The 13592-nt window shown below is 58.9% G+C and carries 16 protein-coding genes; 10 read left to right on the forward strand and 6 right to left on the reverse strand.

The features are described 5' to 3' along the window. The first annotated feature begins 73 nt into the window (after window positions 1–73). Genes rfaD through C2U30_RS15120 form a run of 5 tightly spaced genes read left to right on the forward strand, consistent with a single transcriptional unit; the run spans window position 74 to window position 5823 of the window. Window positions 74–1033, forward strand: coding sequence for an ADP-glyceromanno-heptose 6-epimerase (rfaD, locus tag C2U30_RS15100; protein ID WP_039041134.1), 960 nt, complete (start codon window positions 74–76; stop codon window positions 1031–1033). A gap of 49 nt (window positions 1034–1082) precedes the next feature. Further along, on the forward strand, window positions 1083–2843 hold the full coding sequence (locus C2U30_RS15105; protein WP_103244029.1) for a polysaccharide deacetylase family protein: 1761 nt from the start codon (window positions 1083–1085) through the stop codon (window positions 2841–2843). 6 nt (window positions 2844–2849) lie between these two features. Then, window positions 2850–4067, forward strand: a complete 1218-nt coding sequence (locus tag C2U30_RS15110) for an O-antigen ligase family protein (RefSeq protein WP_103244713.1) — start codon at window positions 2850–2852, stop codon at window positions 4065–4067. After that, complete coding sequence (locus C2U30_RS15115) at window positions 4064–4744, forward strand: glycosyltransferase family 25 protein (protein ID WP_103244030.1); 681 nt, start codon at window positions 4064–4066, stop codon at window positions 4742–4744. The genes C2U30_RS15110 and C2U30_RS15115 overlap by 4 nt, the downstream gene beginning before the upstream one ends. Further along, a complete protein-coding gene (locus C2U30_RS15120; RefSeq protein WP_103244031.1) occupies window positions 4744–5823 on the forward strand; it encodes a glycosyltransferase family 9 protein in 1080 nt (359 codons plus the stop codon). Before C2U30_RS15115 ends, C2U30_RS15120 begins: the two co-directional genes overlap by 1 nt. Here C2U30_RS15120 and C2U30_RS15125 read toward each other — a convergent pair. The 4 genes from C2U30_RS15125 to C2U30_RS15140 all read right to left on the reverse strand — a co-directional run bounded on the left by C2U30_RS15125 (window position 5774) and on the right by C2U30_RS15140 (window position 9137). Beyond that, window positions 5774–6838 carry a glycosyltransferase family 9 protein gene (locus C2U30_RS15125; RefSeq protein WP_103244032.1) on the reverse strand — a complete coding sequence of 355 codons (1065 nt, stop codon included), beginning with the start codon at window positions 6836–6838 and terminating at the stop codon, window positions 5774–5776. The genes C2U30_RS15120 and C2U30_RS15125 overlap by 50 nt on opposite strands. Before the next feature lie 215 nt (window positions 6839–7053). After that, on the reverse strand, window positions 7054–8310 hold the full coding sequence (locus C2U30_RS15130; protein ID WP_011704190.1) for a PTS ascorbate transporter subunit IIC: 1257 nt from the start codon (window positions 8308–8310) through the stop codon (window positions 7054–7056). A gap of 60 nt (window positions 8311–8370) precedes the next feature. Then, window positions 8371–8658: a PTS sugar transporter subunit IIB gene (locus tag C2U30_RS15135; protein WP_042879175.1), complete on the reverse strand. Its 288-nt coding sequence runs from the start codon at window positions 8656–8658 to the stop codon at window positions 8371–8373. Window positions 8659–8693: 35 nt separating this feature from the next. Then, window positions 8694–9137, reverse strand: coding sequence for a PTS sugar transporter subunit IIA (locus C2U30_RS15140; RefSeq protein ID WP_005307534.1), 444 nt, complete (start codon window positions 9135–9137; stop codon window positions 8694–8696). A 252-nt stretch (window positions 9138–9389) separates the two neighbouring features. Here C2U30_RS15140 and C2U30_RS15145 point away from each other — a divergent pair, with 252 nt between their 5' ends. From C2U30_RS15145 to C2U30_RS15155, 3 genes are all read left to right on the forward strand, one after another. Then, window positions 9390–10412 carry a LacI family DNA-binding transcriptional regulator gene (locus C2U30_RS15145; protein WP_069651471.1) on the forward strand — a complete coding sequence of 341 codons (1023 nt, stop codon included), beginning with the start codon at window positions 9390–9392 and terminating at the stop codon, window positions 10410–10412. A gap of 265 nt (window positions 10413–10677) precedes the next feature. Then, window positions 10678–10800, forward strand: coding sequence for a hypothetical protein (locus C2U30_RS23055; RefSeq protein ID WP_010672437.1), 123 nt, complete (start codon window positions 10678–10680; stop codon window positions 10798–10800). A 162-nt stretch (window positions 10801–10962) separates the two neighbouring features. Further along, window positions 10963–11307: a DUF2799 domain-containing protein gene (locus C2U30_RS15155; protein WP_080988608.1), complete on the forward strand. Its 345-nt coding sequence runs from the start codon at window positions 10963–10965 to the stop codon at window positions 11305–11307. Window positions 11308–11364: 57 nt separating this feature from the next. Here C2U30_RS15155 and C2U30_RS15160 read toward each other — a convergent pair whose 3' ends face one another. Continuing rightward, a complete protein-coding gene (locus tag C2U30_RS15160; RefSeq protein WP_010672439.1) occupies window positions 11365–11535 on the reverse strand; it encodes a hypothetical protein in 171 nt (56 codons plus the stop codon). 56 nt (window positions 11536–11591) lie between these two features. Beyond that, window positions 11592–12023 (reverse strand): flagellar basal body-associated protein FliL, encoded by a 432-nt coding sequence (locus C2U30_RS15165; RefSeq protein ID WP_103244033.1) that lies wholly within the window; start codon window positions 12021–12023, stop codon window positions 11592–11594. 145 nt (window positions 12024–12168) lie between these two features. On the opposite strand from C2U30_RS15165, the gene C2U30_RS15170 reads away from it, so the two are divergent. Then, window positions 12169–12720, forward strand: coding sequence for a chorismate--pyruvate lyase family protein (locus C2U30_RS15170; protein ID WP_029313450.1), 552 nt, complete (start codon window positions 12169–12171; stop codon window positions 12718–12720). Continuing rightward, window positions 12717–13580 carry a 4-hydroxybenzoate octaprenyltransferase gene (ubiA, locus tag C2U30_RS15175; protein ID WP_010672442.1) on the forward strand — a complete coding sequence of 288 codons (864 nt, stop codon included), beginning with the start codon at window positions 12717–12719 and terminating at the stop codon, window positions 13578–13580. The genes C2U30_RS15170 and ubiA overlap by 4 nt, the downstream gene beginning before the upstream one ends. Window positions 13581–13592 lie beyond the last annotated feature (12 nt).

A 13592-nucleotide genomic window follows, 5' to 3' on the forward strand; every position in this document is an offset into this window, starting at 1 on the left:
TTTCAAATTGGCCCACTATACACAGCTTTAACAGGCAGTCACACGGGGCCACAACGTACGCGAGGCAAACTCCATGATCGTAGTAACTGGCGGTGCTGGCTTTATCGGCAGCAATCTGGTCAAGCAGCTGAACGCTCAAGGACGGACCGATATCGTGGTCATCGATGACCTGACCGACGGCACCAAGTTCGTCAACCTGGTCGACCTCACCATCGCCGACTACATGGACAAGGACGAGTTCCAGGCGCGGATCGTCTCCGGTGACGAATTCGAGGAGTGGGATGACGGCATCGAGGTGATCTTCCACGAAGGCGCCTGCTCCGCGACCACCGAGTGGAACGGCAAGTTCATCATGGAGGTCAACTACGAGTACTCCAAGGATCTGTTCCACTACTGCATCGAACGGGAAATCCCCTTCATCTACGCCTCTTCCGCCGCGACCTATGGCGGGCGCAACGACAACTTCATCGAAGATCCCAGGTTCGAGCAGCCCCTCAACGTCTACGGCTACTCCAAGCAGTTGTTCGATCAGTACGTGCGTCGCTGGATGCCGGAGATCAACTCCCAGGTGGTGGGTCTCAAGTACTTCAACGTCTATGGTCCCCGCGAGCAGCACAAGGGCTCCATGGCGTCCGTGGCCTTCCACCTCAATACCCAGGTGAAGCAGGGTGACAATCCCAAGCTGTTCGAGGGCTGTGACGGCTTCCCGGATGGCGGCCAGATGCGCGACTTCATCTACGTGGACGACGTCTGCAAGGTGAACCTCTGGTTCTGGCAGAATCCGCAGCACTCCGGCATCTTCAACTGCGGCACCGGCCGGGCTGAACCGTTCCAGAACGTGGCGGAAGCCGTGATCAGGCATCACCAGAAAGGCGCCATCGAGTACATTCCCTTCCCGGATCACCTCAAGGGTCGCTACCAGAGCTTCACCCAGGCGGATCTCACCAAGTTGCGCGGCGTCGGCTATGACGGCGAGTTCAAGACTGTGGCCGAAGGCGTGGCCGATTACATGGCCTGGTTGAACCGGGCTTGATCCCCCTCTGGCGGGTGGCTCTGGCCACCCGTCGATCGGATGCGCTTGCATGAACATATTGATGGCTCTCTCCCAGCTCGAAGTGACGGGCGCGGAGGTCTATGCCACCACGGTCGGCAACGAGCTGACCCGCCGTGGCCACCAGGTTTTCTACGTCTCTGACACCCTGACCAAACCGACTCTGGGGCCGGTCTTTCGGTTGCGCTTCAACAAGCGCAGCATCCTGCGCCGCTTCTGGCACGTCTTCTATCTCATCTATCTGATCCGCAAGCACAGGATCCAGCTTGTGCACGCCCATTCGCGCGCCTCGGGCTGGAGCAGCTACGTCGCCTGCAAGCTGACCGGCACCCCCATGATCACCACGGTGCACGGGCGCCAGCCGGTACACGCCTCCCGCAAGGCATTCCATGCGCTGGGCTATCGGGCGGTGGCGGTGTGCGAGGATATCGCCAGCCAAATCATCGACAACCTGGGGGTGGACCCGGCCATGGTGCAGGTGCTGCGCAACGGCATCGAGACCGACAAGTTCCAGCCCGTGCCGATACCGGACAACGACAAACCGGTGATCGCCATCATTGGCCGGCTGAGCGGCCCCAAGGGGGAGCTCTGCTACCGGTTGTTGGACGAGGTGCTGGATCTGGAAGCCTGCCGGGTGCGCATCGTCAGCGGCACCCAGGTGTCGGCGCGTTTTGCCCGTTTTCAGGACAAGGTCGACTTCGTCGGTTATGTGGACGATGTGCCCGCCCTGATGGCGGGCTGCGATCTGGTGATCGGTGCCGGTCGGGTGGCGATGGAGGCGCTGCTGTGCGGTCGTCCGGCGTTTGCCATCGGCGAAGCCAGGGCCATCGGTCTGGTGACGGAGCAGAATCTGGACGAGGCCCTCGCCAGCAACTTCGGCGACATCGGCCCCAGGGATCTGGCCATCGACTTTGCCGGGCTGAAGGCGCAGATCCCTTCGGCGCTGGCCTCCAAGGTGGTGCCAGACCCAGTGCGTCAACGGATCCTGCAAGAGTATGATTTGCAAGGCGTCGTGACCGGGCTGGAATCCGTCTATCAGGATGCCGTGGTCGAGACCCTGCGCCGGGAGATGCCGGTCATCATGTATCACCGCTTCATCGAGCACGAGAGCGAAAAGGGAGTGCATGGCACCTGGCTCCCGGTCGCCATGTTCGAGAAGCACCTCAAGCTGATGAAGTGGCTGGGCTACGAAACGCTGACATTTGCCGACCTGGCGGAGAACGGGTTCATCCACCGGCTGCAATACGGCAAGAAGTACCTGATGATCACCGTGGACGACGGCTATCGGGACAACCTCACCCGCATGCTGCCGCTGCTGGAAAAGTATGGCTACAAGGCGGTGGTCTATGTGGTGACCGGTGAGGATCACAATCGCTGGGATGTGGAGCACCCGACCCACCCCGATACCCCGGTGACCCTGATGACCCCGGAGGAGATCAAGGCGCTGGTGGCCTCCGGTCATGTGGAGATCGGGGGCCATACCCTGACTCACCCCCGCCTGAGTACGCTCCCCCCAGAGGAGCAGTCCCACCAGATCCAGGCCAACAAGGCCTGGCTGGAGCAGTTGCTCGGTCATCCCCTGATCTCGTTTGCCTATCCTTACGGGGATCTGAACGACAGTGCAAAATCCCAGGCCGTTGCCGCCGGTTATCGCTATGCTGTGGCCACCAACAGCGGCCCCAGAGCCATGCACCGGGATCCGTTCCAGATCCGCCGGATCGCCATCTTCCCCCGCACCGACATGTTCGGTCTGTGGCGCAAGATCCGTGGCAACTATGTATTCAGGAAATAAGTATTGATGTCTATTAAGCCTCACGAACTGCTCGATAGAGCAACGACCACTGTTTATGTACTAACCATAATGTTTGCCTTCTGTGGGTTGTTTCTGGTCCCTCCTGGCCAGAGCATCCTCTCCAACTTGCTGGTGGTGTCGGGTCTCTTTGGCCTGTTGAACTACTTTGTTGGAGGAAACAAGGATGTATTCTTTATCGATCGCCGCCTGATCTGGGTCTTCATATTCTACGGTGCCGTGATCATGCTGAATAGAATGATTCATGGTGACCAATACGGAGTCATGCGAAATTTATTATATGTGGCGGTTTTTTCTTTGGTTATGCCGCGCAAGAAAATACTGTTGACTCTGGGGGCTATATCTATCCTGATGGGTGGTGTTGGGTTAGGAGCCTTGAGTGTTTGGCAGCATTTAGATGGTATTGTCAGAGTTGAAGGCTTCACCAATGCAATCCTGTTTTCTCAAGCAGCACTGACATTGGTCATTCTGAATTGGTGCGTATTTGTTAAATCTAGAGGATATCCATTGGTGAAAGTGTTTTCTCTCATTTCACTTGGGTGTTCTATACTTGCACTTTATCTTTCACAAAGTCGTGGTGTCTGGTTGGCATTGGGTGTCGTTATTAGTTACCTTGTACTGTATAAAGCTATTTTCAAACCATGGAAATATAGTGCCATAGCATTACTGTTTATTATGTGTCTTGGTGTGATCTATCATACGAATACACTTGTTCAAGATAGAATTTCTGCTGCAGCATCAGATATAAATCAAATGAGCGTGGGTTCTTACGGGTCTTCGTGGGGACTGCGCGTTGTGGCTTGGAAGAGTGCCTGGTTAGGTTTTTTGGATGCACCACTGATAGGTGTGGGCTCGGATGGGTTCAGATCCGTCAAAGAACAGCAGGTGTCGCAAGGACTGATCTCACCCCTAGTATTGGATTCTGCATTGGCTCATGCTCATAACCAGTATATGCAGAATCTGATTATTCGAGGAATTGTGGGTCTATTGGCACTGATTATTTTCATATTCTACCCAATGAAAATTTTCATAGAAAGAAAAGGATGGGGGACTCCATACGCAGTGATTCCTCTATCCTTTGCCATCAGTGCATTAAGTGATGTGCCTTTTGAACATCAGAACACGTTGTATATATATGTGCTGAGTTTGGTGTTCTGCTGGTGTGCGATAGAAATAAAGTATGATAGGGAAAATAAAATATCATGATTCCAGTTTTCGTGATCAGTTTGGCCAGGAGCCATGATCGACGCGCCTTTATTGAGAAGCACATGAGCAGCCGTGCTGTCGATTTTGTTTTCTTTGATGCCGTTGATGGTAAAAAACTCTCAGAAGATGAGTTGAAAAACGTGGACTTCCTCATGGCCAGACAGTTTTGCGGTCACGATCTGAGTTTGGGTGAGGTTGGCTGTGCCATGAGCCATATCCGCATATATGAGATGATGGTTGCCAAGAATATAGAGCACTGTGTCGTGCTGGAGGATGACATCTATCTGCACAGCCACTTCAAGGCCATAGTGTCGAAGGCCATGTCTGCTTGCCAGTCAGATATTATTTTCTTGTACCATGGCAAGGTGAAGTCTTGGCCATGGATGAAGAAGATGCCGGAAGGGTATCGTCTTGCCAAATATATCTCCCCGAGCCGGAACTCCAAGCGAGGCATCATATCGACGGCAGGATATATCTTGACTCTGTCTGGCGCCAAGAAACTGCTGAGCAAGGCCTACCCCATTCGGATGCCATCCGATTATCTGACAGGCCGCTTGCAACTCAACGGTCTGACGGCCTCGGGTGTTGAGCCTTGCTGCATGGATGTCGGTCTGTTCGATACCACGATCGATGATCGTAACTATGGTCCTCATGTGACCGATGACGAGGTTCGATAGTGATCAGTTATTTACAGCTATTACGTGATCGGGTGCGCAGAGCCCTGGGTATTCTCTTGTTTGACAAGAAGATGCCACTCGGCATCCAGGGGGATATCAAGCATATTTTGGTGGTTCGCTGGGATGCCAAGCTGGGGGATTCCTTTATCTCCTCCTTTTTCTTCCGGGAGCTAAAAAAACTGCCGGGCAACAAGAAAGTGACGGTTATCACGACCCCAGCCCTGGCCAGCCTGTATCGGGATTGTTTCGGGGTTGATGAGGTCATCGAGATCAACAAGCGACCCGGCTACGGTGCTATTGGCAAGATGGTGTCAGCCATTCCCCATGTCGATCTGGTGATACATCTCACCGAGGGGATGAAGATGAAGGATCTATATCTCCTGCACAAACTCTCGTCGACCAATGTTGCCTCCCTCGACGACAGTATCGGACGTGTCAATGTGAAGTTGTCCGAGGCGACGGCGGGCATGCTGTTCCAGGATAAATATCGCTATCTGCTGTCACTGCTGGGTGCGAAAGAAGTAGATCAGAAGTACATGATCCCAGTGGCAGAGAAGGGGAATGTGACCTCGGCCTGTGATGACCTCATCCTCATCAACCCCTTCGGCAGCACTCAGTACAAGTCGTTCTCGCACGCCAAGATGGTTGAGTTGTTGAAGACCTTGGCAACCGAGTTCGCTGCCTATCGCTTCGGAGTGCTCTCTTCACCCGCAACTTATGCTGCGGCGGAGGCCATGCTCAGAGCTAGCGCGGCTAGCAATGTTATGCTGCTGGAGGGCGTAAAAACCATAGATGATGCTATTTATTGTGTTCAGCAGTGCATGGCTGTGCTGTCGGTGGACACCGCCATAGTGCATATCGCCGTCGGATTGGAGAAGCCGCTGGTGGCTATCTATCCGCGCCATGGTGAGACGTTCAACCAGTGGTTGCCGACCAGCACGCCGCGGGTCCGGATCCTGTTTAGCGACTCCCCTGGCCTGAATGCCGACATGAACAATGTCGATGACCGGGCCGTCTGCGAGGCGCTAGCTAGTCTGCTGTCCGTGACTGAGCAAGCAGAGCCGCTAGCCGCTGAATAACCAGCTCAGGTGTAATTGAGCGGAACAGGGCTTCATCGAAGAAGTCCTTCTCCTGGGTCGGCAACTGATAATCCGCCCCCTTGGCGTCGAAGATATCGATGGCCTGATACCGGGGGTGGTTCACCGGGTTGGCGATGATCTTGTCGCCGCCTGGGGCCACTATGGTCAGCAGCGGCAGATCGATGGCCTGCGCCATGTGCCGTGGGCCAGTGTCGTTGCCGACAAACAGCTGGCAATGGGCGAAGAGCCCCACCAGTTCCCGTACCGAGCGGGTCTGAACATGGTCAAACACGCTGGCCTGCAGCGCTGCTGGCAGTAACGGCTTCAGGCTGCGGTTGTACTCCTCTTCCCCCGGCCCGCAGTAGATCAGGATCTGGGCGTCGTGCTGCTCGATCAGCCAGCGCGCCACCTCGGCGAAGCAGTCGATGGGCCAGCGCTTGTAATGGCCGAGGGAGTTCACTCCCATGGCGATGAGTGGCCGGGTCGTGTCGACGCCAGCGGCCAGCAGGGTCTCGCGCCCCCGTTGTCTCTCCGCGTCGCTGAGCCAGAGGTAGTAGTTGCGATCCTCCCTGGCGAGGCCGAGGGGCTTGAGCAGTGAAAACCGGTCGTCCACCAGGGTGCTGTTGCCCTGATGCTCGGTGTCATGGCGAAAGCGCACGATGCGGTTGTGGCCCAGGCGCCATGGGAAGGAGTCGAAGCCGATCCGCAGGCGGGCGCCGGAGAAGAGACAGGTGAGCAGGCCTATCATCTGGCCCTGGCTGTTGATCACCACATCGTAGCGTTCGCGGCGAATGCCCAGCAGCAAATCCTTCATATAGCGCCACTCGTTGCGGCGCGCCTTCTCGATGACGATCAATCGATCGATGTTGGGGTTTCCCTCTGCCATGCCCGCGCAGTAATCCATGACCAGATAGTGAACTTCCCCGGCAGGGTCGTGCTGCTTGAGGTTGTTGCACAGTGCGGTGGAGATCAGCACATCTCCTATCTGTTTGGTTTGTACTACCAGGTATTTCATGGAAAGGGCCTCGAGCGAGGTCGGGTTGAACGTCAGCGCATCAGCATATCGCACTCCCCTGTCAGATGCTGCCGCTATGGGGTGAAAATCCGATCCAACGCACTGTGTTTGCACATATTTTCGACGTTGTTCGGGCTGGTGGGGCCCGGCTGGCAGTGCGGGAAGATGAGCGGGGGCATGGCACCGCTGGCCATGCCCCCGATGAGCAAGAGTGATCAGCGTACGATGAGGCCGAGCAGGATCCCCACCACACCGAAGTCGGCATCGCTGAAGGTGGTGTTGGCAAAGCCCAGATCTCCCAGTACCGGCAGCAGGAACACCGGCAGGAAGGTGATCAGCAGGCCGTTGGCGAAGGCACCTAGTAGAGCGCCGCGACGGCCGCCGGTGGCATTGCCGAACACCCCGGCTGCCGCGCCGACGAAGAAGTGCGGCACCACGCCCGGAATGATGACGGTGAGCCCCAGCAGGTAGAGCAGCACCATGCCCACCAGACCGGCGGCGAAGCTCGACAGGAAGCCGATCAGCACCGCATTGGGGGCGTAGGGGAAGACGATGGGGCAGTCCAGCGCCGGCTTGGCGTTGGGCACCAGCTTGTCGGAGATCCCCTTGAAGGCCGGCACGATTTCGGCGATGACCATCCGTACCCCCTGCAGGATCACGTAGACCCCGGCGGCGAAGGTGATGGACTGCATCAGGGAGAACATGAACCAGTGCTTGCCCTTGGCGACGCTGGCGACGAACTCGGGCCCGGCGAAGGCGGAGGTGATGAGGAAGATGATGCCCATGGTGAAGGAGATGGCCACCGGGGTATCGCGCAGGAACAGCAGGCTCTTGGGCACCTGCACCTCTTCGCTGCTGTGGGCCTTGTTGCCGAATTTGGCGCCGATCCAGCCGGCCAGCACGTAGGAGCAGGTGGAGAAGTGGCCGAGTGCCACGTCATCGGAGCCGGTGATCTGCTTCATGTAGGGGTGGGCGAGGGCCGGGAACAGCACCATGGTCACACCGACTACCAGGCTGCCGACCGCGATGAGCGGGATGCCGCTCATGCCGCCGGCGGAGAGGATGGCTGCCACCATCATCGACATGAACAGGGTGTGGTGACCGGTCAGGAAGATGAATTTCCACGGGGTGAGCCGGGCGATCAGGATGTTCACCAGCATGGCGAAGAACATGATCATCGCCATCTCCTTGCCGAACGACTGCTGGGCGATGGAGACGATCGCCTCGTTGTTGGGGACGACCCCCTTGATGCCGAAGGCGTGCTGGAAGATGGTGGCGAAGTCGCCCAGCGAGTTCACCACCAGGGTGGCGCCAGCCCCCAGGATGACGAAGCCCATGATGGTCTTGACCGTGCCCTTGATGCACTCGGTCACCGGTTTCTTCTGGGCGATCAGGCCGATGAGGGCGATGAGGCCAACCAGCACGGCCGGCTCCGACAGCACGTCAAACATCAGAAAATTGAAAAATTCCATGGTCAGCTCCAAGCAGATGGAAGCGGCGGCTCACCAGCCGCCCAGACAGTCACAAAGGGGTTAGAGTGCGCCCAGCTCGCGCAGGGCGATGGCGAGTTTTTCTTTCATGGCGGCCTTGTCGACCATGTTGTCCAGCGATACCAGCCGACCGTTGACACCCATGCTGACCAGCTGTTCGGCGATGTCGCGGGTGGCGACAAAGATCTCGGCGCTCTCACTGCCGGCGGAGGCGAGATCCCGGTGATCCACCTCGGCCGTCACGGCCAGCTCCTTGAGAATGCTCTTGATGCTCATCTCCATCATGAGGCTGGTGCCCAGGCCGTGTCCGCATACAACCAGAATTTTCATGCTCTCTTCCTCTGTCAGGTGCGCCGTGGCGCAGATCAGTAGCGCGCCAGGATGCGCAGGATGTCGTCTTTGCTGGTGGCCGCCATGATGGCCGCCACGTCTTCTTCATTCATGAACAGCTCGGCCAGCTGGGCGATGGTCTCCACGTGGGAGTTGCTGTCGCTGGCGGCCAGGGTGACCAGCAGCCGCACCGGGTCGTTGCCCTCGGAGCCGAAGTTGACCCCCTCTTTCAGTACGGTCAGCGCCAGTCCCAACCGGTTGACGCCGTCTTCCGGGCGGGCGTGGGGCATGGCCAGGCCCGGGCCCAGCACGTAGTAGGGGCCGAGCTCCTCGTGGGAGCGATAGAGCGCCGCCACATAGGAGGGCTCTATGGTGCCGTTGGCAAGCAGGGGGGCGGTGGCCAGCTCGATGGCGTGGCGCCAGTCGCGGGCGCCCGCTTCGATGGAAATGACCTCCTCGGTCAGCAATTGGGTCAGCATGGCAGTGTCCGGGCTGGATAGGATGGCGCCAATCTAGCGATCTTGCCCCTTGATAACTGTGAGCTTGATCTCGAAAGTTAGCGCTACCAGATAGCGCTAACATTGATCTGTGATAGCGCTATCATTTCTCTCACAGGAGGGATTCATCCTGCCCCTTATCGGCCTCAAAGAAGGTAAAATCCGGTTTGAGCAAATAGTCAGTGCCCCGCTTTTGCCTTAAAGTGAATGCCCGTATGCCGAGGAAGGGAAAGGATGTCAGAAGCGAAAAAACGCCGCAGCACGGGTCGGGTGACCCTCAACGACGTGGCCCAGTTGGCTGGCGTGGGAGCCATGACGGTGTCGCGCGCCCTGCGCACCCCCGAGCTGGTGTCCGACAAGATGCGCGAGCGCATCGAGGCGGCGGTGGATGAACTCGGCTATATCCCCAATCGGGCGGCGGGGGCGCTGGCTTCCGCCACTTCCCAGACCATAGTGGTCATCGTCCCCAGCCTGGCGGAGCGCGCCTGCGGTGACATGATTGCCGGGCTGCAGCAGACCCTGCTCGCCGAGGGCTATCAGATCATGCTGGGGGATGCCCAGCACCTGAGGCAGCAGGAGGCCAGCCTGCTCAGCAATTTCCTGCAGCACAATCCGGCCGCCGTGGTGTTGTTTGGGGGGGATCCCGGGGAGGTCATCCGGCAGCGCCTGCAGGCGGCTCGCTTGCCGGTGGTGGAGGTGGGAGCCATGGCGCGCCATCCCATCGACATGAACGTCGGGGTCTCCAACTTCGATGCCGGTTATCAGCTGACCCGCCACCTCATCGAGCGCGGTCATCGCAACATCGGCTTTCTCTGTGCCCGCCAGGAGCAGTGGATGCTGCAGCAGCGCATGCAGGGCTGGCAGAAGGCGCTGCTGGACAACTACCTCTCCCCGGACGCCATCATCAATACCTCTGAGCTGCCGAGTTTTAGCACGGGGGCGGCCATGCTGGGGGAGTTTCTGCTGCGCTGGCCCGAACTGGATGCGCTGATCTGCGTCAACGACGAGCTGGCGGCCGGGGTGCTGTTCGAATGCCAGCGCCGCCATCTGAGCGTGCCGGGCAAGCTCGCCATCGCCGGTTTCGACGATCTGGATGTGGCGCGCGCCTGTCATCCTGCGCTGACTTCGGTCAGGATCCCCTATCACCAGATGGGCAGGGAGGCGGCGGAGCTGATCCTGCGCCAACTGGCGGGCGAGGAGGTGGCCGGCATGAGCCTCGCCCTGGATTTTCAATTGCAAAAGCGCCAGAGCACCTGACGAGCGATGCCACGACAGGGCGAGGCAAGCATGTTCAAGGCGTTGTGACCGAAGGCCAGGTTGGTGCACCGTCGCCCTGCGCGGGCACTGCCAGCCGACGTGTTCGCCCGGTCTGTCACCGGGTTGGAGCAGAGCGTGGATGCCACCGGAGCCATGACTCCAGGTGGCTGGCTGCACCCTGGTCAAGCTCTGAGCGGAACCACTGGCGAGCACCATTATTCTGGATAGACTTTGTAGGCCGGTGCACTATCCAAGGAGAATGAGCATGGGTACGCAGACGCCTGATTTCGATCTCGATGATGACTGGGAGCCGGAATCCTGGGAAGACGAGCTGGAGGAGCTGGATGACGAGAGCTGGCAGGACTATGACCCTCTCGACGATCAGTGACTCCCTGTAACGCCTGAGGGCGGGCCTGGTGCCCGCCCGATTTTTTGTGTGGCGAGGGGGGCAGCCCTTGGTGAGAACGGGGCGGGCTGGTTAGAATGAACTGCTCAAATGACGCTGTACGAGGCAGGCAGCGGCTCAACAACGATTCCAACGACGCCAAGGATGAATATGCGCTCACTCGTCATCATGTTTTGTGCCGCCCTGCTCGGGGGCTGTGTTTCCAACTCCGACGACCCTTGCGAGAAGGTGTGGAGCGACGTGGGAGAGGCGGACGGCAAGCTCGGTTTTGCTGGCGATCGGGTGGCATTTCACCAGACCCAGTGCGGGGAAAAAGTGGACGTTGCTCTTTGGGAGCTGGGTCGCCAGAAGGGGCTGGCCTGGTATTGCCGACCCGAGCATCTCTATCTGGCAGGACGGTCGGGAGAGGAGTATCGCGGCGTTTGTCCCAACGACGTGCAGGCCCGTCGCCTGTTGGAACAGGGTCGCCATGGCTGGACTGATCAATAAATCAGCCTTCCTCTCTCTTCTGAAATCTTGCGTGAATCTCTTCGTGAGAAGAGGGACCTACCCTTCCTTATGTTTCAGCCGCAGCGGCTGGCACAGGTAATCCTTGTCATTGGCGCTGCGGGCACACTTGCCACACACGAATTTGGGTTTGCGCACAATCTTGCGCAGCGTCTTGAGATCGGCGGGGATCTCGTGACGGCGCCACTCACACAGCGTCTTGTGACCCATGACGTCCTCGACAGTGAATGCAACGGGTGAGAGGGGCAGGACCCCTCCCGGTGTGGTTACTGGTACAGGTATTTGGTGAAGATGAGCTCGCGGACCGCCTTCTTGCCCGTCTCCTTGATCAGCAGTTCGTTGACCTTGGCCTCACACTCCTTGCGCAGCTCTTCCCGGTTCACCAGGGACTTGATCTGTGCGCCCGTCTTGCTGCCAATCAGCCGGATGATGGCGTCGCGGATCAGGGGGTCGTGCTGCTCCAGCAACTTGAGGTCGGCAGCGTCCGTGGCCATCAGCTCTACCGTCACCCGTACATAGCCGAGGGTTTTGCCGTCGCCAAGGTAGTTGGTGATGATGTCCGGATCCAGAGCGTGATAGGCGAATCCCGGCTGGACGGCGGAGGAGGCGGGATCGGTGGCCTCTTCCTCATTGGCGAAGGCCTGTGTATTCAAGAGGGTACACCCCAGGGACAGCAGCAGAATTCTGAAGATCTTCATCTGGATGGCTCGGCAGCGACGGATGCCCCATTTTTGATGCTGCCATCGGGGCCGTCAAGCACGGATGTTCTTACAATTCGCCATTGATTTACGGATAATAAACCGGTTTTTAACCTGACAACGGAAATCTCCGGATGGTGAAGCTGTGAAGTCCGAGTTGACTGTTCCCCTCGTCCAGCTCGTCCCGTGGCGGGCGCCTGCAGAGTGCGAACCGCCCGAGGCGCTGCGTCCCTGGTTGCTGGAGGCCGATTCCATGACCCGGCGCCTGCGTCGTTACAATCATCACCTCTCGGTGCAACTGCTCGGCAATCGCGCCGTGTCGCTGACGGTGGACGAGCAGGCACTGGTGGCGGTGTCGGCCCCCGTGGGCATGTGCCGCGAGGTGATCCTGCACGGTGATGGCGGGCCTGCCATCCTGGGTTGGACCCTGTTTGCCGAAGCGGCCTTGCAGGGGGGCGGTTTGCAGGATCTGGGAGAGCAGCCGCTGGGAGAGCGCATTTTCGGTGATGCACCGGCGCGGCGGGATCACCTGCAACTGGCCTGTTTCGAGATAGCGAGCAATCCCTGGTGTCCGGCCGCCACCGTCTGGGGGCGTCGTTCCCGCCTGTTTCTGGGGCAATGGCCACTGCTGGTCCATGAACTTTTCCTGCCCTCGCTATCGTCTCATTCGTTGCCATCGGATAAGGAGCTGGAGTGAAGCTGTTAACCAAGGAGCGGGGACTGGCCTATGCGCAGTTGGCCCGCATCGACAAGCCCATCGGTACCCTGCTGCTGCTGTGGCCGACCCTGTGGGCGCTCTGTCTGGCGGCTGGTGGCCTGCCTGACCCCTGGATCCTGACCGTGTTCGTGGTGGGCGTCTTCCTGATGCGCTCCGCCGGCTGTGTCATCAATGACTATGCGGATCGCAACTTCGACGGTCATGTGAAACGCACCGCCGGGCGACCGCTGCCCATGGGGCGGGTCGCCGAGCGGGAAGTGCTGGTGCTGTTTGCCGTGCTGGCGCTTCTCTCGTTCGCCCTGGTGCTGACGTTGAACCCGCTCACCATCAGCCTGTCCTTTGCCGGTCTGCTGTTGGCGGTCTGCTACCCCTTCATGAAGCGCTTCATCCCCATCCCCCAGCTGGTGCTCGGCATGGCCTTCTCCTGGTCCATTCCCATGGCCTACGCGGCCCAGGCCAATGCCCTGCCGCCGGAAGCCTGGCTGTTGTTTCTTGCGAACCTGCTGTGGACCATCGCCTATGACACCGAGTACGCCATGGTGGACAGGGATGACGACCTCAAGCTCGGCCTGAAATCGAGCGCCATCCTGTTCGGCCGTCACGACAAGCGGATCATCGGCGCGCTGCAACTGGCGACCCTGCTGATCCTGCTGGGGGTCGGGCAGCTGATGGGGTTGGGGTCAGGTTATTACTGGGGACTGCTGGGGGCGGCGGCGCTGTTCGTCTACCAGCAGCGACTGATCCGGGAGCGGCAGCGGGAAGCCTGCTTCCAGGCCTTCCTCAACAACAACTACGTGGGGGCGCTGGTGCTGCTCGGGGTGATGGTTCACTACCTCTAACCCGCCCCCCTT

The organism is Aeromonas sp. ASNIH5, from assembly GCF_002902865.1.
GTDB classification, from domain to species: Bacteria; Pseudomonadota; Gammaproteobacteria; order Enterobacterales; family Aeromonadaceae; genus Aeromonas; species Aeromonas caviae.